Consider the following 19,888-nt stretch of genomic DNA (forward strand, 5'->3'; position numbering starts at 1 on the left):
GACAGATGTTGTCTACAGCTTTTCTTATTTATTTTTCGCCTACGGATGAGAGAACTTGAGCGAGTGCATTTGTGACCTTGCCATGCTCTGATGCATGCGGCCGGTCATCTCCATCTCCATAGCCATAATCAATCATGCGATTACGGTTTAAGCAAAGCTTTGTCAGCTGAGGCTGGAATAGATCAAATAAAGCAAAACGATCTTTTAGTTGTGGAAATTGCTTTTGATACTGCTGAATTTCTTCTGCAAGCAAGCGCCAAAGCGTCGTTTCATCTAACAGATTGTGATTGTCTAACACATTTGACACGTAACGAAGATTGCAAATAAACAGGCCCGTAAAAATAAATTGTACAAGACCCTCAGGCGGCTCACTACGCAGCACTTCCTTTAGATCTTCTTCTAATGAAGCCAATTCAGGCAGCGGTTGATCACTAATGTTCACATCATCAACAAAATCTTTGATCGCCAAACGATGCGGCTTATGATCTTTTAATACAAGAATTGTATTTTGTCCGTGCGGTGAAAACACCGTGCCATATTGATACATAAAGTGCAGAAGCGGCGGCATGACAACATGGAAGAATGACGCCATCCATTCTTTTGCTGACAGACCCGATTTTTCAATGAGCTGCTTCAGATAAGGCTCGCCTTCATGATCTTCATACGTCAGTACCGCCAGCGTAACAGGGCTCTCCCCTTCATCTAAATACGTATAAATGCTTTCTCTAAAAATGACTCCAAGCATTTCAAGGTATTGATATGGCGCACCAGGTAGCTTGCTGTAATAAGGATGATCAACATTGATACTCGCATTCTCACCTGGTAAAATGACGCGGCATACATCGGACAAAAAGACGTCTTGATCGGCGATGCCTTTAATATGCGCTGTAATACGAGGAGCAATCACCGTACGTTCTGATGGGAGCCCCCGGTACACTAGCGTATTTAAAATACTCATTGGCAATTTAATATGATGCTTGCCTTTATTTGAGATGTTCGTAAAGGTTCTGATCGATTGCTGTGGAATATATTGATCCAGCCCTTCTCCTAAATACACAATACGGCGCATCGCTAAATCTTCGGGGAAATGTTGGATGATCATATGTGTCCACTGCCATTTATGAACAGGCATCATATAATAATCAGCCGCATTCAGCCCTTCATCCTTTAACACACGTTGGAATTGACGAATCGTGACTTCGTCTAATTCCTTGGCAATGATGTGCTCATAGTTCTCATGATCGACCGCATGGAAAGTCGCAAGCTCTCGGTGAACAGCAATCCAAGACAGCTGCACACATTCCTGCCTTTCAGGTGCATAGGCTAAGTAATCCTCGTAGCTGAACCCAATACGCCCTTTGTTATAGACGATCCACGGATGACCAGTCATCTCGCCTTCAATCCATGCGTAATCTGTATCCGTCAGCTCATCTGCACGAAGTGCTTTTTTCGACAGCAAATGAACATCAGCTAACAAGGTATGGTGAAGCTCTTTGATCAGATGGCCAGTTGTTTCAGAAGACATTGGGATGATCGGCTGAATGTCTAGTAAAAACACAATGGCACTAACATCCTTTGTCCACGTTCCGTCTTGACAGCACTCGATCGATTCAGCAATCGTATCAAAACTATCAAACAAACGAGGTTTTGCGAGATAACGATATTTCTTCTGTTCGTGAATGATTAATTCATATTGGGCGATGCCATCCTGATGATTTAGCTGAACGGGATGAAGCATATCCTCATACATATATTCGGACAGCATTTTTGCCACCATTCGCTGGTTTGCTTTTTTCCAAGCAGCAGGATTGACCGCTTTTTTCATTTCATCTTGTATACTCATCGGTTCATCCTCCTTACCCTTTGATTTCTTCAAATGTATTTGCGTGTTTATGTGTACCGAATGTCTGGAAAACATGCTTTTGATAAAGTGGATACACAGGTCGACGAGCCAGTTCATTGATAATGACACTGTTTCGGTACGCCCCTAGCCCTAAATCTGGTGCGCCTACTCCATGTGTATGAAGCTCTGCATTTTGTACAAAAATATCATTTTCACCTAATGTATTTGTTTTCAATCGATATTCACGTTCAACCTGGAAGCGTCCTTGATGATCCCACTGAATATGATGGGAAATCGGATCAATAAATGGCGGTAATACAGATTGATAGCCCGTTGCCAAGACGACAATGTCTGTCTCATGCGTAAAGGATTCCTCTTTGACCCATTGATTGCATGAAAGCGATAAGCCGTCCCTCGTTTCCTCAATCAAATTGACCTCCGTCATCGCCTGCAGCACGGTGTTCAGCTGCTCTCCGCAAGCAGAACGTTCATAAAGCAAGTGATAAATATCTCGGATCATCGCTGAGCTGATGCCTTTATACAGCAAATCTTGCTGCTTTAATAGCGCATCTTTTTTAGGTTGCGGAAGCTCATAAAAGAAATCAATATAGTCTGGAGAGAAATACTCAAGACCCAAATTTGAATATTCCATTGGGAAAAACCCTTTAGAGCGTGTAAACCAATGAATATCCTTCGCCTCATCGTCTGATAAAATGTCATAGAATACTTCTGCCGCACTTTGACCAGAACCGATGACCGTCACGGATTTTCCTTTAAAACAGCCTTCTTTCTTTCGTTTCAAGTAATCAGCAGAATGAAACACCCGATCCCCTAAAGCTGGCTGAAGAGGTGCTGGTACCGCAGGCTGTGTGCCGATACCTAAAACAAGATGCTTACTTTCAAACACCTCTACCGTTTGATCTTTCACATGACGGACATGCACTTCATATCGTTTTTCTCCAGCTTTTTCAACGATGGAGACAGATTCGACATTCATGCCAAATCGGCAAGAATCTAATTGATCCGCGACCCAGCGGCAATAATGACTATATTCCTTGCGCGGGATATGGAAGTCTTCTAGAAAGTAAAATGAATACAAACGGTTTTGTTCCTGCAAATAGTTGAGAAAGCTATATTTGCTTTTCACATCCGCCATACTGACAAGATCCGCTAAAAAGGGGACTTGAAGTGTAGTCCCTTCAATGAGCATACCTGGATGCCAGTGGAACGCTTCACTTCTTTCAAAAAACAAAGCGTCAATTTCGTCTACTTCTTCAGATAATGCAGCAAGCCCTAGGTTAAATGGCCCAATGCCAATCCCAATGACATCCACTACATTATTTTGCTTGTTGAACCGCGTCATGGTTATACTTCCTTTCAAATCGATCTCGATGACAAAACATCAAAAGACCTGTTTTATCTGGTAAAGTGACTGGTTTCACACGTTCGAATCCACACTTTTCAAAGACATGAATCATTTTTTCGTTCCGAATATCTGGCTCAGCCACGATTTTTTCTGTTCGTTTGTTCTGCTCAAACTGAAATGCTGTCATGGCTTGAAGCAGCGGAGCCGCAAATCCTTTCCCTACATAATCTGGCTCTCCAATTAACAGGTGAATGCCTTGATCATGCGGAGAAGGCTCATAGTACGATTCAATGATATCCCCTTTCACATTGTATGCTTCAAAATAGCTCATCGGCGTTCCATCAATGGTTCCTAAATAAAGGGTTTGATGCGGATCATGAATGGCCTGATAAAAGTGCTTTTCAAAAGCAGGAAATGGAATATTCAAATGCCAAAATGGGTGGACATACTCTTCTTGCATCCACTTGTGGACAAGCTGGACGTCCCGTTCATATTCAGCGCGAATGAACCCAATTCGATGCCTCATCCAATCAGCGCCTCCTTATGTAAAAAGAGCGGATTCAACACAGACGTGTACCTGGATTGCGTTTCTAAAGAACCCGTCAGCTCATCCATATCTTCAAACCTCGTGAGTAAGTTCGCTTTTGAAGGCAGCTCCTGTGACCGGAGAAGACTGTTCGTCAGCTCAGATGCACCATATGTCTCTTCATGCGCAAGCAGTGTGTCTCTAATCAGGGCTAATAAATCTTCTTCTTGTGCAAGCCCCTCTGTACCAAAACCATTCACAAGACCAAACAAATGATTAAAGAAGAAATAGTAACGCAGTCTCTCAACCGCTACATCGTCTGCACAAATGGTTTCACTTCTGACGCTTAAGTTTTGAACAAGCTTCGCAAGCTGATCCTTTTTCGATTCACTATAATAGTAGCCTTGATTGTCACGATAATAGAATGTGTGCGGATATCCATTCTTTAGCTGTACGACAGCATTTTGCTGATGGGCTTCAAGGGCAAGACCATACGTTTCAAACAACCAAAGCATCGGCTCTAACGAAATCGATAAATATTGTGTGAACCAATCACGGCTGACATCTTCTGTTGATCTGCCTTCAGCGTCTGCTAATTCATGGATAATGCCTGAAAGCCTTGATTTTCCTCCGTATGCATGATCCTGACATAGCCCTGCAATTAAGCTTGCCCCTTTTTCATGATGCAAAAATGGATTTTGACGAATGACGACTTCAAAGCCAGATTCCGCCTCATCCCCTTGAATAGATAGATACGCAGGATCTTCAATCACACGGAATCCAGAGAATTTGTCATATAATGAAACGCCTAATTCTGTTTTTAAGATACGAGACATCTCAACTCCGCGATCAAGTTCCTTTTGTTTGTTAACGCGTAAAGAGTTTGTGATCTTTACAGGGACAGAGAATTTGAGCATGTACGCAGAGTCTTTTTGATAGACCGTTCTAAAGGAAGATGTCGCTGTGTATTCAGATCCTAGCGGCCCTAAATACGTCAGCATTCCGTCCTCTATATAACGCTTGACGAACGCTTTCTCCATGACCACTTGGACTTGTAGCGGATGAATCGGAATCAGGACATATTCACCGCCTTCTGTTAACGTCGTCAGTCTCTCTTTTTCTTCTGGCATCTGGCGCATGAGCTCCTCAAACATGAGGCTTGCCGCAGACTGTGAAATTGAAGAATCCTGAAGCACAATTGACGGATGTGCTTTAAAGTAATGAAGCTGGAAAGAGCCTTTCAGCTCAGGAGAATAAATCGCTTCCTCCTCTTCTGTCATTCCTTGTCTGCTTTTTGGTGTAGGATGCGTTAAATGCCCAAGAAGGAGTGACTGCTCCGCTTCGATATATTCAAAATCAGCTGAAGAAAGAGCTGCTCGATCACTTTCTCTCTCTCTGATGAATCGTTCAATATTCCGGCAGCTTAAAATGATGCGAAGCATGAACTCATCCTCTGCATCTGTGCGGCCATATTCAATGAGAAGTTCCTTTGAACATAAAGCAACAAGTGTGGTGTAATCGATGATCGTTCCCTGTTGCTCACTGCCTTGCGGGCGAAAGCGAACGGGAAAATCAAAGAGATGACGGCCTATAGGCGAAAAATATCGAATCGGAATGACAAGCTCAAGATCTTGTTTTGCTAATGCTGCTACAAATACAAGTGAGCCGTCTGCTTTTGTCTCTTTCTTTGCAGATCGATCAATTCCTGTTTCACGTAAAAAACAGTTTAAAAAGCTTTGCATCGTTGCATTTTCAGCCATTTGTTTATATTGACTCAACGTAGTACCCTCCCGGATTGAATATGAGCGATCCCGATATCAACAATGTCAGAAAGGATTTCCTCAATATGTGTAATAGTCGTTCTCGGATTTAACAAAGTGAATTTTAAGCATGTTTGACCATCGGCTACTGTTTTTGCTACGACAGCCGTTCCTGTTTGGAAAAGTGTGCGATGAATGATTTTATTGATGTCATCTGCTTGATGATCATCTATAAAACGGAACACGACTGCATTGATTTCTGGATTAGGATTGATCACCTCAAGATGCTCATTTTTCTCAATCAACGTAACCACATCTTTCGCAAATTGGATGGTATGGTCAATGATACTTGCAAATCCTTCTTCTCCAATCATACGCAGAGAGAGAAGGAGTTTTAGCGCATCAAACCGGCGCGTCGTCTGAACAGATTTATTCACGAGATGCAGAATGCCTTCCAGTTCATCTTCCTTTGGATTGAGATAATCTGCATGGTAATCAATCAAACCAAAATGTCTTTTATCCTTTAGTAGAAATGCCCCGCAGGAGATCGGCTGATAAAATTGCTTATGAAAGTCGATCGTGATCGAATCAGCAAGCTCGATGCCATCTAATTTTCCTCGGAACGTTTTGCTTAATACAAGCGCTCCTCCATAGGCAGCATCTGCATGAATCCACAAACCGAAAGGCTTCACCATGTCATATATGTCATGTACAGGATCAATACTGCCAAAATCAGTTGTCCCGCAAGTCGCCACGACTGCAAATGGAAGCAAATCCTGCTCTTTAAGCTCCATAAGCTTCTTCTGCAAATCATGCAGGTCCATTCGGTGATGTTCGTCCGTCTCAACTAACACAACAGCCTGTTCACCTAAACCTAGCTGAGATGCTGATTTTTTCACAGTGAAGTGGGCATTCTTGGAGCAAAGAATCCGCATACGGTTTGCCTCGCTCGGCAACCCTTTCTGCTGTACATTCCATTGCCATGTGTTTTCGCAAAATGCATCTCTTGCTAAAAGCAGTCCCATGTAGTTAGATTGGGTTCCACCGCTCGTAAAGGTCCCATCTGCTCGTTCTCCATAAGAAAACTTTTCACATAACCACTTGAGGATTTCCTCCTCAACCAAAGATGCAATGCCGCTTTGATCAAAGGAATCCATTGATTGGTTAAAGGAACTTACGATCACCTCTGCTGCCAGAGCAGGGATAAGAGGTGGGCAATGCAAATGTGCCAGGCATTTAGGATGTGACACATCAACCAAATGCGGTAAAAGGTGATTTTTTATATCTTGAAAAACAGACTCAATGGATTCACCAGCCGGTTGAATCTGGAATAACGATTCGACATGAGTCGCTAATTTCCCAGGCAATATTCCGCTATACGGTCCTCTGCTTGTTTGCCACTCTGCCAGTAAGCTGTCGATGGATGTGTAGAGAGCCGCTTGGAAGGACTCCCTCCCAAGCTGGCTTTGTTGAATAAATAATGAATCGACAGATGGTTTAGTTGACTGCATCGTAAACTGCCTCTTTAAAAATCGTGATGACTTTTTCAAGCTGTTCTTCTGTCATGGTCAAAGGCGGTAAGAATCGAATCACACTTCCAAAACGGCCTCCTGTCTCCACAATTAAGCCTTTATCAAAACAATTCTTTTGAATGAGACTGGCTAGCTCTGGATTTGCTGGATAACTGCCGTCCACATCCTGTTTCTCATCTGGATTCACAACTTCAACACCAATCATTAATCCTCTTCCTCGCACATCACCGAGAGCAGGCACTTGTTTTTGAATGTCTTTTAGATTGGCCTGCATACGCTGACCAAGCGCTTCTACATGATCAAGCAGATTGGTTTCTTTAATATATTTAAGCGTAGCAGTTCCAGCTGCCATCGCCATTTGATTTCCTCTAAACGTGCCAATGTGTGCACCTGGATTCCATTGATCTAAGTCTTTGTCATAAATCACAACGGATAGTGGCAGGCTTCCCCCAATTGCTTTTGATAACACAATGACATCTGGCACAATACCAGCATGTTCAAAGGCAAACATCTTACCAGTTCGGCCGATGCCTGATTGAACCTCATCAATAATAAGTGGAATTCCTTTTTCTTTTGTGATTCGTCTCATTTCTTGTATCCATTCAATTGATGCCGGGATGGAGCCGCCCTCCCCTTGCACCGCTTCAAAGATCATGCCTGCTGGCGGGAGAATTCCACTCTCAGGATCATTTAATACACGCTCAATATAAGAGCTTGAAATGCGATGTGAGTCTTTACCGCCGATTCCAAATGGGCAGCGGTATTCATATGGATAAGGCAGGAAGTGAACATCTGGCATTAATCCTTGTACTTTTTCTTTTGGCGATAAGTTGCCGCTTAATGACATCGTGCCATGTGTAGCACCATGATATGCTCCGTGGAATGATAGAATGGAACGATTTCCCGTCGCTGTCTTGACTAATTTAATTGCTGCTTCTATAGCATCACCACCAGTTGGTCCACAAAATTGAATTTTTGCTCTTTTTGCAAACTCTTCTGGCAAGTGAGAAAAAATCTCATTCACAAATTCTTCTTTAATCTCTGAAGTGATGTCCAGCGTATGCAACGGTCTTTTTTCATGAAGCATACGTTCAATAGCATCTATAACAACCGGGTGATTGTGACCAAGGGCAAGTGTTCCTGCACCTGCTAGGCAGTCATAAAATTCTCTACCATCTGCATCTGTCACGATCATACCTTCGGCTTTTTGCATGGCTAATGGGAACCGTCTCGGGTAAGACCTTGCATTAGATTCTCTTTGACTTTGTTGCTCTAAAAATTGCTGATTTTTAGAAACGGTTTTGATGGACATAATAAAACACTCCTCCAATTGATAAAGATTATCATTTTCATTTACTAGCCTAGAGGATGTAAGATACGAAAGTCAATTGTATTCAAAAAGATGATTCTAAAAGCATATGAATGCTATATTCTCTTTTTAACGAGTAATTTCGTGTATTTTTTACAAACATCTACAGCCATAAGGGCGATGTAACGTTTGATGATGAAAAATGTTGAAAAAAATTACAAATCAATTCTCCTGGTTCTTTTGCTCTATGCGTTGTAGCTCCCTTGTTTGATACGGGACGGCCGAATGAAATGAATGTAGTAAAACAAAAAATGAACGTTATTTTATCTTGATATAAATGGTTATGATGGTATAATTTCTCTGAAACGAAAGGGAATCGAGGGAGATCTGATGATTTTAACGAAGCATGACCTTCACCACTACTTGGCACAAGATCAGAAAGCACTTGCCATCAATCGAAAAAGACCAAAGTGGCTTGGGGATGATATTTGGAAATATCAAAGATATTTACGAAAATATGAGTACTATACGAATAGCGGTGCTACGTTACGCAAATGGTTTTATCGTTACTTACATAAAAAGAAAGGCATGCAGCTTGGCTTTGATATCCCAATTGGTGTATTTGGACCTGGGCTCAGAATCAACCATACTGGGCTGTTGATTGTGAACAAGCACGCCAAAATCGGATCGTTTTGTGATATTCATCAAGGCGTGAATATCGGTCAAAACCATCATGAAAAAGATGTGCCCGTCATTGGAGATCATGTATGGATCGGCCCTGGCGCTAAACTGTTTGGAAATATTTATATTGCGAATCATATTTCCATCGGAGCAAATGCAGTAGTGAATCGCTCCTTTCATGAAGAGCGGATTGTCATTGCAGGTGTCCCTGCTCAAAAAATAAAAGAAAAAAGCCCTTCTTTATGAAGGACTTACTTGACCAAAGCAGTGAGCCACATGAGATAAAATAAGATGGATAAACATGAGGATCATCCTGCCCGAGCCCCATCACCATTTATCCTAAGATGCTTTGGCGCAATCAAACCATCAATCGGTAGCAACTTGAAGTGAAACAAATCGCCACAGCCGTACTCTCTAATTTGCGTTGGAGTACCCGAAGACCAGCATGAGAAAGTACAAGACAAAGACGAGGATGGCAATCGCATAGATGAGAATGGACACAATCAGTACTGTCCAGCCCAACCCTTTTCTTCCTGTTTGAATGAGATATATTCCAAGTGTGAAGAGCCCGAGTAAAAGACCTAAGATGGCCCATAACCATTTATTTTTCCCGTGTTTTGGTGCATCAACGAATAGGTAGATTGCGACTAATATGGATACAAACCAACCTGTAATCCATTTCACATTCATCCGCCACCCTTCTTTTTCAATTTATTGAATCTTACTATACTTTTTTCCTAATCTTAAAAACAACTATTCAAATGAATGATTCGGAAGGCTTTGCCATTCTTCTCTCAGCATCCCATACCGCATCGAATCATAATACTCCCCTTGATAGTAACGTACCTTACGCAGTCTTCCCTCAAGGATAAACCCGCATTTCTCTGCGCAACGCATCATGCGTTCATTTCCAGACCAGGTGGTCAGGCCGATGCGTGGGATATCAATGTGTGAAAAGAGTTCATCGATCCATAGACGCAATGCCTTTGTACCAACGCCCCCATTCCAAAAACGTGAGTCATAAATAAGAATCCCACACTCCAGCCAGCGTGTGCGTTCATTCTCCCAATAATAAGAAACTGTGCCCTTTAATTCACCTCCTACATCAATGCCAAATAGTTTTGGCAGGACAGATTCATCCTGTAAATAGCGTTTTTTAAATGCAGCAAGCGATATGTCATGTTCAATAAAATACGGTGCATTCCACTTTCGATAGGCCTGGTCTGGTGCTTTAAACCTTAAATGCCATACCACTTCTAAATCGGTTTCGTCTAATGGACGTATGCTCACAATCTCTTCTTTTTTTCCTTTCATCTGTTCACGTTCCTTTACTTTGTCGTTCTTTTAGCAAGATGACGATACTCGATAGGCGTCATGCCTTCATTTTGCCGAAACAGCTTTGAAAAATAAGTAGGGTCATCAATGCCTACATGTTCTGCAATGAGGGCTATTTTTTCATTCGTTGAAGCAAGCAGGCTTTTGGCTTTTTCAATTTTGAGTCGATTGATGTACTGGCTCGGCGTCAGTCCGTACACGGTCTGCATGCACCTTGTCATGTAATCAGGATGATAATGAAGAATCTCTGCCAGCTTCTCCATCTGTAATTTTTGCGTAAAATGACGTTCAAGATAGTGAACCACTTCTGAAGCGACAGTCTCCTTTGCACTTGGAATATGAAATGCTTCTTTTTGTAAATGAATGAGCATTTCCTCAAATTGAAGCTGCTTTTTGAGCTGAAGTTCAGACGCATCATCATTTAAAGCGCGCATCGCTGAAAGATGCTTCTGTAGCACGCTTCCCCCTTTCACTTTTCCTTTTCGGGGCAGACGAAATTCATAGCTTGCTGCTTTTTCAAAAGTGGCTTGATTTTGCTTCATGTCAAACCAGTGTTCTCTCGGCCGATCTGTAAACTCAAATGGATCAATTGAGAAATGCAGCCACTCATAAAGTGTTTCTTCTTTGCATGGCAGATGTCCACCATGGGCAAGTCCCGGTGATAAGATGATATATTCTCCCTCTTTTACGTGATGAGGCACCTCGTCTTCTGTGATCCATAGTTCCCCTTTCGTGACATAAAGAAGATCAAATACTGTGAAAATTCTGGAGATATGTCGTTCTCCTGGATGGAATACACCTTTGCCTGAAGCAATATAGACTGGAAATGGCGGTACAGTAAATGTAATAAACGGACCCATATTCATCCCCTTATGAAGTCGGATTTCTCCAATAAGTTTCGGTTTCATCTCTTCTTATTATAGTCGATGCAAGGTACACTATAAATCGGATTTATACGAAAGAAGGCGATGTGATGAAACCACAAGCACTGACAATACAAAAGGTTCAAGCCAAAAGTGAAAAATCCCACCCTTCATTATTTGCATTAACTTGGCCTATTTTTATCGAAATCTCTTTATATATGCTGATGGGCAGCGCAGATACACTGATGCTCAGCCAGTATTCTGACAATAGTGTTGCCGCAGTAGGGGTTAGTAATCAGCTATTAAATCTATTGATTGTGATGTTCAGCTTCATTACGACTGGGACGACGATTGTCATTGCGCAGCTTTTAGGAGCGGGCCGCAAGCAGGAAGCGACCCAAGTTGCCTATGTATCACTAGGCACCAACTTCCTCATTAGCTTTGTGATCAGTCTTCTTATGTTTGTGTTAGCTGTGCCCATCCTGCATATGATGGGATTATCAAGCGAGCTCATGCCAGATGCAACCGTCTTTTTACAGATTGTCGGCCTGCTTTCTTTTATTCAGGCGCTCATTATGACCTATAGTGCTATTTTAAAAAGCTATGGATTCACGAGAGATACGATGTATGTCACCATCGGTATGAACCTGTTAAACGTTGCTGGTAATTATTTGGTCATCTTTGGGCCATTTGGCTTGCCTGTATTAGGTGTCATGGGTGTTGCTCTTTCCACATCATTTGCACGGTTGATCGGTCTAACTGCCATGATCCTCATTGTTCGACACCGAATTGGATTGCAGTTTTCATTCAAGCAAATGTTTTACATCCAGCGAACGCATTTAAAAAAACTGCTAAAAATCGGCATTCCTTCTGCTGGAGAACAGCTTTCTTATAATGGCTCTCAAATGATTATTACGCTGTTTATCACATTTATGGGCACGCAAGCACTGGCAGCAAAAGTCTATACCCAGAATTTGATGATGTTCATTATGTTATTTGGTGCCGCCATTAGCCAAGGAACGCAAATCTTAATTGGGCGCCTGATCGGGGCGAAAGAATTTGATGCGGCCTATCGAAGATGCATGAAAAGCTTATACTGGGCCATTGCCATCTCGCTTCTTTCTTCTACTGCTTTATCTTTATCATCGACGCATTTACTTACTTTTTTCACTAGCAACAGTGAGATCATTCAAATCGCGAGCCTCCTCCTCATATTGACGATTATTTTAGAGCCTGGACGTTCTTTTAATATGGTCATCATCAACTCCTTGCGGGCAGCTGGTGACGCGAAGTTTCCAGTCTATATGGCGATGATTTCAATGTGGGGCATCGGCCTTCCGATCGCTTATTTATTAGGCATTCAACTTGAGATGGGCCTGATCGGGGTTTGGATTTCTTTTATCGTGGATGAATGGGTAAGAGGCATCTTCATGTATAGGCGGTGGCGTTCAAGGGTGTGGACGGATTATCGATTTACTTCCACATAAAAAGGACTGCGGGTGCAGTCCTTTCAGATTGTTGACAAAGGGCTAAAATGAACTTTATTTTAGCCCTTTGTCTTCTTTTCAGCGTGATAGAAAACCTTTGCAGCCCTAGGAAGGACGAGCATCGGCGCGGAGCGAATTTGACATTCGTGAGCACCGAAGCGCAGGACTGACACCGAATGCGAGGGTTTGTCTACACGCTGAAAGGGCTAAAACGAACTTTATTTTAGCCCTTTGTCTTCTTTTCATTACGTAATATCTTCTAAAATAAGTGCTTTTTCTTGTGTTGAAATATATGACCGCTTCGTAAAGACGCGGTATTCGTTTTCTCTAGTTTTATCTAGAATAGCCTTATAAAAGTGAGCAGCTGCTTTCACTGGTATCCTTGAATAAAGTGGGAATTCATGGAGATGGTCAAAAAATTCCTCATAGTACGCCTCTGCCTCAAACGCAATATATTCCCATACGTGCTGGAAGGCTTGATTGACGATCCCTTCTTGTAATTCTTGCTCTGTATACCCAAATTGATCCATGACTTGTTTTGGCAAATAAATGCGATTCCTTTCCGCCTTATCCTCACCAATGTCTCGAAGAATATTGGTCAACTGCATGCCAATCCCAAGGGAAATCGCGGCTTCTTTTAGCTGTTCTTTTTTACGCGGTGCAATGATCGGAAGCAGCATTAATCCAACTGTACTTGCGACATGATAGGAATAGATGAGCAGTTCATCTAACGTTTCATACCGGTGCTGCTCTAAATCCATCTCCTGTCCACGCAGCAGGTCACGGAATGGGGATTCATCCATACGAAACTGTTGAAATGTATACTCCAGCGCCACCCACATTGGATCATCACGATCTACTTCTCCTTGTAAGAAACGTTCAAATGCCTCCTGAAAAGACGCCAGTTCTTCCTTTGGTGAAGGAGACTCATCTACAATGTCATCCGCTCTCCTACAAAAAGAATATACGGCCCAAACAGCCTGTCTTTTCTTTTTAGGCAGCATGGAAAAGGCCCGATAAAACGTTTTTGAATGGGTTTGAATGGTCTCTTCACATATTTTCAATGCTGTTTGCACATCAACCACTTAGCTTCACTTCCTTTCTGTTGTTCAGATCTTTAAGCAGTACAGAAGCCATGAGCTTTGCACTTTGCATCACGATCGGTACCCCGCCGCCGGGATGGATGGATGCACCTACCGCATATAGATTGTCTACATCTGCAACCTTTACTTGCGGGCGAAACACACCTGATTGAAACAAATTAGGAGCGAGGCCAAAGCTGCCGCCTTCAAACAATCCTTCTCGCATTGAATCATTCGGTGTTCTCACCTTTTTCCAGACAACCGCCTCTCGCAGCTGCGGAAAGCCTCTTTTCTCAAGACGCTCCACCATTTTATCCACAAAGTCTGTCTCTTGTTCCCAGTTGATGTGATCTCCTGATGGAACAGGAATGAGCATATATAGGACACTGCTGCCTTCTGGGGCAAGGGATGGATCGATGGTCGATGGATTAAACGTATAAAATGATGGATCTTGAGGTATCGTTTTCGTTTGGAACACCTCTCTCATATGCTGATCAAAGTGTTCTCCCATGAAAAATTGATGAACAGGTGCTTCATCGTATACTTTGTTTAACCCTAGATACACCATCACGCAGCCGGAGGATGGAACGTATTTACGCCGGTCTTGTTCACCTAAACCAAGCTGTTTTAACGCCGCTGGATAATCTCCGTTCATCACAAATGCATCAGCTGCTATGTGCTCATCATTTATTTTTGCCTTGACCACACGTTTCCCCTCAAACTCAAATTGTGCGACTTCTTCACTTTTTCTTATGCGTACACCCGTCTTTAAGAGCTGTCTCTCCAATATATCTACTAAACTCGCATATCCGCCTTTTAAATAGTAAATTCCGTGTGCGTGCTCACTATATGAAACAAGCGAATAAATGGCAGATGCTTCATACGGATTTCCTCCGACATAGAGGGTTTGAAGTGCATATGCATCTCGGAGGCGCTCATCTGAAAAATATTTTTTGAGAGAACTTTGAACGGTTCGATATGCTTTTAATTTCATTAAAATCTTCATGTTCGCTTTTGTAAAAAAGGTTCGTTTTTCATGAAATGATTTTTCTAGAAAAGCTTCCTGCCCTTCTTGAAACCGATCCGTCATTTCTTGCATAAATGTTAAATATCCCTGTTCTTCCTTTGGAAATACACGTTTGATTTCTTCTAGTTGTCTCAGTGTATCAGAGTATTTCGTATAGGAGGTTCCATCTTGATAGTGGATCGTATACAGCGGATCGAGCTGCAAGAGATCAAGAGATGTTTCATCAATGCCTACGTCATGTAAAATGCCTTTTAACATATCAGGAAGTAGGACAATGGTCGGACCTTCATCTACTTTATATCCTTTCTCACGTACAAAAGCAAGTCTCCCGCCGAGCCGTTCATTTTTTTCAACAAGGGTGACATCATGTCCAGCTTTTTTTAAATAGAGGGCTGAGATCATTCCGCCAATACCGCCGCCAGCAATCAATATATGTTTTTTCATGAGGCGCTCCCCTTTTCTTGATGTGGCACTCTTTTGTGCGTATGTTTCTCTTTTGCCAGAATCGCATTTGTCGTAATACGCGCTGATTCTAAAATGGTTGGCAATCCGCTGCCCGGGTGGGTTCCTCCACCAACGAGCCAGCAGTGTTTCAACTCATCAAATTCATTATGCGGCCTGAGTACCATCATCTGCGTCAACTGATGACCCAGATTAAATGTAGCTCCTTCATATACATACAGCTCTTCTTCCCAATGCTTCGGCGTGATCATCCGCTCGACTTCAATATGCTGCCTGATATTCTTAAAGCCCGTTTTCCGCTCCAGTGTATCCAGCACAAGCTCTCTAAATTCTTCTTGATGCGCTTCCCAGTCAATACCGCTTTGATTATTGGCAACGGGTGCTAACACATAAAGAGCGGACTTGCCTTTTGGCGCAAGCGAATCATCTGTCACACTTGCATTTTGAATATAAATGGACGGATCATCCGGCAGCTCAAAGGTTTTCGTAATCTCTTTGACGAACTTCGCATAGTCATCGGAAAAAACGATGGTATGATGCGGCTCATCATATATCGTATCTAAACCTAGGTACAGCATAAAGGTGGAGCATGAGAATTTTTTCTTTTTCAGTTTCTTCTCGCTATATTTCTTTAAAAGACCCGGCTCTACAAGCTTTGTCATCACGTGTGCAAAATCACCATTTACGACGACCTCATCTGCCTGTATTTCTTCACCAGTTTCTAAGCGAATGCCCTTCACTTTCCTGCCTTCCGTCAGCAACTTCTCAACTCCAGTTGATAGATGAAGGGTAGCCCCAGATTCAACAGCTGCCTTTGCCATCGCTTCTGACAGCTGATTCACTCCGCCTTTCGGATGATAAACGCCTGTGTCATGCTCCATAAAGGAAAGAATTGAGAACGCTCCTGGGCATTCCCAAGGTGACATCCCTAAATATTTTGATTGGAATGTAAAGGCATATTTCACTGATTCATTTGAGAAATAATCCGACAGCACATCATATAAGCTTTTATTTAATGAGAGCTGTGGAAGTGCTTTGATGACTTTTGGACGCAAATAATGATGGAAACGATCCATTTTACTTTGTAGAATCGGCGTTAGGCGGTCCATTTTTCGTTTTGTATCATTCATAAAACGTACATACCCCTCGCCCTCACCAGGTGCAAAGGCTTCTAGCCGTTTGTACATTTCGTCTCGATCTCGAATCATATCAAGCTTCTCATCTTGAAAAATTAATCTATACATTTCTTTTAATTCAATCACATCTATATAATCATAGAGATTTTTACCGGCAAAGGTGAACAGTTCCTCTGCAATATGAATCATACTGAGAAAAGTAGGACCTGTATCAAACGTGAAATCACCAAGTTGAAACTTAGAGTTACGTCCGCCAACAAAGGACTGTTTTTCATATATATGAACATCATGTCCTTTGCTTTGCAACATCATAGCTGCTGCAAGTCCCCCTGGTCCTGCTCCGATCACAATGATTTTCATTATCCTTTTTCCTCCAAATTAATTCACTTTAAGTTAATTATACAAATTGAAGCGGTTAGATCAACTTTTGATGTGCTCTAAAAGTCTCATGTTATGTAGCAAAAAAGCCGACTTCCTTTCAACAAGTGCAAGAAAGCCGACCCTTTGTTATGCTTCTATATCAATTCGATATGTTTCAAACCAATGATGAATCTGTGCCAAATGGGCAATGAGCTGTGGGCCTTTCATTAACTGACCATACCAAGGAACCTGGAAAGAAGCCCCTTCTGTTTCAATCAGCTGTTTTAATTGATGTGGATCTAAAAATTCATGAAGCACAGAATCCTTTTGCGCGAGACAATCTGTTAACATCTCTTTTACCGCCTGAGTATAAGCAGGATGATGTGTTTTCGGATAAGGGCTCTTCTTGCGATAAAGCACTTCATTCGGTAAAATTCCCTCTAATGCTTTTCTCAAAACCCCTTTTTCCCGATTTCCATACATTTTCATTTCCCAAGGAATATTCCATACATACTCAACAAGACGATGATCTGCGAATGGTACACGTACCTCAAGGCTCGCACCCATGCTCATACGATCTTTTCGATCCAGCAGTGTTGTCATAAACCAAATCATATTTAAGTAAAAAAGTTCTCTTCGGGCTTTATCTACTCCAGTTTCCCCATCTAAAAGAGGGGTTTCTGCCACGGTTTCTTCATATTTGCTTTGCGCATATTCCTTCAGTGATAATTTCTTTTGCCATGAGTCTTGAAGAAGCTGAATGCGTGCTTCCGTTGATCTCATCCACGGAAATCCATTGGTTTCGCTTGCCATGTGAAACCATGGGTAACCTCCAAAAATTTCATCTGCACATTCACCTGATAAACCGACAACAAAATCCTTTTTAATTTCTCGGCAGAACCATAGTAAGGAAGAATCAATATCTGCCATCCCCGGCAAATCTCGCACTTCAACCGCTTCTTTTAAATAAGAAGCCAGCTCTTTTTGCCCGATGATACAGCTGTGATGATTCGTTTGAAACGCTTTGGTCATTCGATCAATCCACGGCCCGTCAGCATTGGGCTGAAATTGACTTGCTTCAAAGAATTGATCATTTCCGTCGTAATCAACGGAATACGTATGCAGCGGGGCTTTCCCTATTTTCTCAAAGTGCTTGGCGGCAATGGCCGTAATGGCACTAGAATCCACACCGCCCGATAAAAACGTACATACAGGCACATCAGAGACGAGCTGTCTTGTAACAGCATCCGTAAAGAGTTCCTTCACGTGCTGAGCGGTGTCATCAAGCGAATCTGTATGCTGCTTGCTTTTGACATTCCAGTACCTCCACACACGCAAACCATCTTTTGAGAAGGTTAAAGCATGAGCAGGTCTCAGCTCTTTCACCCCTTTAAATACGCCTTGCCCTGGTGTTCTAGACGGCCCTAAACCAAAGATTTCTGATAACCCTTCATGATCCACTTTGGCTTTCATTTCAGGATGAGCCAGAAGTGCTTTGATTTCTGAGCCAAACAAAAAGGAATGATGACGTTCTGTATAGAAAAATGGCTTAACACCGAGCCGGTCTCTCGCTGCAAATAATAATTCACGTTCACTATCCCAAATGACAAATGCAAAAATTCCATTAAAATGGGTCACACACTCTTCCTTCCATTCTGTATAGGCGTGAAGAAGAACCTCTGTATCAGAATGCCCAAGAAAGCGGTGCCCCCTTTTGAATAATTCTTTTCGTATATCCTCTGTGTTATAGAGTTCTCCATTGTATACCACCGTATAATCATGGTGTTGATGGGTATATGTCATCGGCTGCTTTCCGCCTTCAACATCGACAACGGCTAACCGTTTATGGCCGAAAAGAACGTGCTCACTTTTCCACGTATTTGTATCATCCGGCCCTCGTTTAGATAATGTATCTGTCATTTGATTGATTACATGATCCTGTTGGATGAGCTGCTTTTTAAAGTCTGCCCAGCCTGTTATTCCACACATCATCATCAGCTCCCATCCGTTTTTCATCAAGTGTTCTCATTTAGCCTTTCTTAGTTTATGCATCGTCTCCTTGATAGTTGATTTGTCCTTTTTTCCTCCTGTGTATAGGACAAGCTTCATTTGGTAAGAAAAGAAAGAGGAAAGGAGGTTTTGCGAATGGAGAACCGCATGACCTATCTTCAGCAAAACCACCCAAAATGGTGTAACGGGTACTTACTGATGGAAAACGGTCATTGTCTGATTGAAGACGAAGAAGGAGACATCATGATGCCTGAAAGCCTTCAAAGTTCTATGATCTGTTTGAAAGAAAAGGATCGATGGACAAAAGGAGAATTGCTCGGGTCTGTCGTTCTTTGTGATAATGGGAAGTTGATGGAGGTAAAAGGCGGTGAACGCATTCAATATACAGCGTCTCTTTCTAAAGGGTGGCTTGATTTGCTTATGTTCGTACCAGAAAGCGTCTTTTATCAGATCATTGACCATGTAGAACAGCTTGGCTTTTCCGTCTATGATTGTGTCTTCTCTTCCTTCCATCCTTCTCATCGCGTGTCTTTTTTTCAGTTTTCAGGAGACATGCAATCACTTGCCCTTCAATGCCACCATCATTCGGGTACAAATCAAGTTCAATTGGAATGGACGACATCTGACGGTCACCGGCTGATGTCTCAGTTTGATCTCACATAAAAAGGGCACTGCTTTTGATAAGCAATGCCCTTTTTATCTTAAAAGATATGGAAACCGATCGGCAGACGTAAGCCTAGAAGAATGGTCACAATGGCAACCACGATAAAACCAATGAATACACCCGTCACCGATTTTCCTTTTTTCTTGCGTACAAGGACCATTTCCATGAAACCAATCACAAGAATACCAAGTATCATTTTTCCAACATACTCGCCCCCGTAACCCGGGATTTTCATTCCTGTGCGAACATACAGCTCTACGCCTGTTGCAATAATAATCAAGTAGAACAGTCGTACGATCATATGCACAATTTTAGCGCCTTTATCGTTTTTACCTGCTAATGCAAAGGCAACGAAAAATAGAATAATACCTAGCACCCACGCTGTAATATGTAAATGTGTTCCCATTTGTGATTTCCCCCTTTATCAGAACAATTACCTTCTCAT

The 19,888-nt window shown here is 42.2% G+C and carries 17 protein-coding genes; 3 read left to right on the forward strand and 14 right to left on the reverse strand.

Features of this window, described 5'->3' with window-relative positions:
• Positions 1-28: 28 nt before the first annotated feature.
• From FBF75_RS04025 to FBF75_RS04050, 6 genes are read right to left on the reverse strand one after another with little or no spacing between them, the layout of a single operon-like run.
• Entirely contained in the window at positions 29-1,843 is a 1,815-nt protein-coding gene (locus FBF75_RS04025) for an IucA/IucC family protein (protein WP_136944457.1), read from the reverse strand.
• Between the two features lie 13 nt (positions 1,844-1,856).
• On the reverse strand, positions 1,857-3,206 hold the full coding sequence (locus FBF75_RS04030) for a lysine N(6)-hydroxylase/L-ornithine N(5)-oxygenase family protein (protein ID WP_017366992.1): 1,350 nt from the start codon (positions 3,204-3,206) through the stop codon (positions 1,857-1,859).
• Positions 3,181-3,735 carry a GNAT family N-acetyltransferase gene (locus tag FBF75_RS04035; protein WP_007499091.1) on the reverse strand — a complete coding sequence of 185 codons (555 nt, stop codon included), beginning with the start codon at positions 3,733-3,735 and terminating at the stop codon, positions 3,181-3,183. Before FBF75_RS04035 ends, FBF75_RS04030 begins: the two co-directional genes overlap by 26 nt.
• Positions 3,732-5,513 (reverse strand): IucA/IucC family protein, encoded by a 1,782-nt coding sequence (locus FBF75_RS04040; protein WP_136944458.1) that lies wholly within the window; start codon positions 5,511-5,513, stop codon positions 3,732-3,734. Before FBF75_RS04040 ends, FBF75_RS04035 begins: the two co-directional genes overlap by 4 nt.
• Positions 5,510-7,006, reverse strand: coding sequence for a pyridoxal phosphate-dependent decarboxylase family protein (locus FBF75_RS04045; protein WP_136944459.1), 1,497 nt, complete (start codon positions 7,004-7,006; stop codon positions 5,510-5,512). Before FBF75_RS04045 ends, FBF75_RS04040 begins: the two co-directional genes overlap by 4 nt.
• Positions 6,993-8,339, reverse strand: coding sequence for an aspartate aminotransferase family protein (locus FBF75_RS04050; RefSeq protein ID WP_035392469.1), 1,347 nt, complete (start codon positions 8,337-8,339; stop codon positions 6,993-6,995). Before FBF75_RS04050 ends, FBF75_RS04045 begins: the two co-directional genes overlap by 14 nt.
• 387 nt (positions 8,340-8,726) lie before the next feature.
• On the opposite strand from FBF75_RS04050, the gene FBF75_RS04055 reads away from it, so the two are divergent.
• Positions 8,727-9,263 (forward strand): serine O-acetyltransferase, encoded by a 537-nt coding sequence (locus FBF75_RS04055; RefSeq protein ID WP_008348575.1) that lies wholly within the window; start codon positions 8,727-8,729, stop codon positions 9,261-9,263.
• Between the two features lie 168 nt (positions 9,264-9,431).
• Here the strand turns inward: FBF75_RS04055 and FBF75_RS04060 are convergent, their stop codons facing one another.
• From FBF75_RS04060 to FBF75_RS04070, 3 genes are all read right to left on the reverse strand, one after another.
• Positions 9,432-9,707 (reverse strand): hypothetical protein, encoded by a 276-nt coding sequence (locus FBF75_RS04060; protein ID WP_008348576.1) that lies wholly within the window; start codon positions 9,705-9,707, stop codon positions 9,432-9,434.
• 63 nt (positions 9,708-9,770) lie between these two features.
• The gene (locus tag FBF75_RS04065; protein WP_136944460.1) at positions 9,771-10,331 is read right to left on the reverse strand and encodes a GNAT family N-acetyltransferase; all 561 of its coding nucleotides are present in this window, start codon (positions 10,329-10,331) and stop codon (positions 9,771-9,773) included.
• Between the two features lie 14 nt (positions 10,332-10,345).
• Entirely contained in the window at positions 10,346-11,212 is an 867-nt protein-coding gene (locus FBF75_RS04070) for an AraC family transcriptional regulator (RefSeq protein WP_116306691.1), read from the reverse strand.
• Between the two features lie 113 nt (positions 11,213-11,325).
• Between FBF75_RS04070 and FBF75_RS04075 the strand changes: the two genes are divergently transcribed.
• On the forward strand, positions 11,326-12,702 hold the full coding sequence (locus FBF75_RS04075) for an MATE family efflux transporter (protein ID WP_136944461.1): 1,377 nt from the start codon (positions 11,326-11,328) through the stop codon (positions 12,700-12,702).
• Between the two features lie 245 nt (positions 12,703-12,947).
• Here the strand turns inward: FBF75_RS04075 and FBF75_RS04080 are convergent, their stop codons facing one another.
• The 4 genes from FBF75_RS04080 to asnB all read right to left on the reverse strand — a co-directional run bounded on the left by FBF75_RS04080 (position 12,948) and on the right by asnB (position 18,758).
• Complete coding sequence (locus FBF75_RS04080; RefSeq protein WP_024720032.1) at positions 12,948-13,787, reverse strand: phytoene/squalene synthase family protein; 840 nt, start codon at positions 13,785-13,787, stop codon at positions 12,948-12,950.
• Positions 13,780-15,255, reverse strand: coding sequence for a phytoene desaturase family protein (locus FBF75_RS04085; RefSeq protein WP_136944462.1), 1,476 nt, complete (start codon positions 15,253-15,255; stop codon positions 13,780-13,782). The genes FBF75_RS04080 and FBF75_RS04085 overlap by 8 nt, the downstream gene beginning before the upstream one ends.
• Entirely contained in the window at positions 15,252-16,769 is a 1,518-nt protein-coding gene (locus FBF75_RS04090; RefSeq protein ID WP_035392477.1) for a phytoene desaturase family protein, read from the reverse strand. The genes FBF75_RS04085 and FBF75_RS04090 overlap by 4 nt, the downstream gene beginning before the upstream one ends.
• A gap of 147 nt (positions 16,770-16,916) precedes the next feature.
• Positions 16,917-18,758 carry an asparagine synthase (glutamine-hydrolyzing) gene (gene asnB, locus FBF75_RS04095; protein ID WP_024720029.1) on the reverse strand — a complete coding sequence of 614 codons (1,842 nt, stop codon included), beginning with the start codon at positions 18,756-18,758 and terminating at the stop codon, positions 16,917-16,919.
• 156 nt (positions 18,759-18,914) lie between these two features.
• Here asnB and FBF75_RS04100 point away from each other — a divergent pair, with 156 nt between their 5' ends.
• Entirely contained in the window at positions 18,915-19,442 is a 528-nt protein-coding gene (locus tag FBF75_RS04100; protein ID WP_035392478.1) for a DUF2777 family protein, read from the forward strand.
• A gap of 38 nt (positions 19,443-19,480) precedes the next feature.
• Here FBF75_RS04100 and FBF75_RS04105 read toward each other — a convergent pair whose 3' ends face one another.
• Positions 19,481-19,849: a YisL family protein gene (locus FBF75_RS04105; RefSeq protein ID WP_007499115.1), complete on the reverse strand. Its 369-nt coding sequence runs from the start codon at positions 19,847-19,849 to the stop codon at positions 19,481-19,483.
• Positions 19,850-19,888 lie beyond the last annotated feature (39 nt).

It is taken from the genome of Bacillus sp. S2(2019), assembly GCF_005144805.1.
GTDB lineage: Bacteria > Bacillota > Bacilli > Bacillales > Bacillaceae > Bacillus > Bacillus altitudinis.

Bases quoted from the DNA above. Each gene is read 5' to 3' on its own strand.
- FBF75_RS04070 (WP_116306691.1), bottom strand. From the start codon at position 11,212: ATGGGTCCGTTTATTACATTTACTGTACCGCCATTTCCAGTCTATATT.
- FBF75_RS04045 (WP_136944459.1), bottom strand. From the start codon at position 7,006: ATGCAGTCAACTAAACCATCTGTCGATTCATTATTTATTCAACAAAGC.
- FBF75_RS04075 (WP_136944461.1), top strand. From the start codon at position 11,326: ATGAAACCACAAGCACTGACAATACAAAAGGTTCAAGCCAAAAGTGAA.
- FBF75_RS04025 (WP_136944457.1), bottom strand. From the start codon at position 1,843: ATGAGTATACAAGATGAAATGAAAAAAGCGGTCAATCCTGCTGCTTGG.
- FBF75_RS04105 (WP_007499115.1), bottom strand. From the start codon at position 19,849: ATGGGAACACATTTACATATTACAGCGTGGGTGCTAGGTATTATTCTA.
- FBF75_RS04035 (WP_007499091.1), bottom strand. From the start codon at position 3,735: ATGAGGCATCGAATTGGGTTCATTCGCGCTGAATATGAACGGGACGTC.
- FBF75_RS04055 (WP_008348575.1), top strand. From the start codon at position 8,727: ATGATTTTAACGAAGCATGACCTTCACCACTACTTGGCACAAGATCAG.
- FBF75_RS04090 (WP_035392477.1), bottom strand. From the start codon at position 16,769: ATGAAAATCATTGTGATCGGAGCAGGACCAGGGGGACTTGCAGCAGCT.
- FBF75_RS04050 (WP_035392469.1), bottom strand. From the start codon at position 8,339: ATGTCCATCAAAACCGTTTCTAAAAATCAGCAATTTTTAGAGCAACAA.
- asnB (WP_024720029.1), bottom strand. From the start codon at position 18,758: ATGTGTGGAATAACAGGCTGGGCAGACTTTAAAAAGCAGCTCATCCAA.
- FBF75_RS04030 (WP_017366992.1), bottom strand. From the start codon at position 3,206: ATGACGCGGTTCAACAAGCAAAATAATGTAGTGGATGTCATTGGGATT.
- FBF75_RS04100 (WP_035392478.1), top strand. From the start codon at position 18,915: ATGGAGAACCGCATGACCTATCTTCAGCAAAACCACCCAAAATGGTGT.
- FBF75_RS04065 (WP_136944460.1), bottom strand. From the start codon at position 10,331: ATGAAAGGAAAAAAAGAAGAGATTGTGAGCATACGTCCATTAGACGAA.
- FBF75_RS04085 (WP_136944462.1), bottom strand. From the start codon at position 15,255: ATGAAAAAACATATATTGATTGCTGGCGGCGGTATTGGCGGAATGATC.
- FBF75_RS04060 (WP_008348576.1), bottom strand. From the start codon at position 9,707: ATGAATGTGAAATGGATTACAGGTTGGTTTGTATCCATATTAGTCGCA.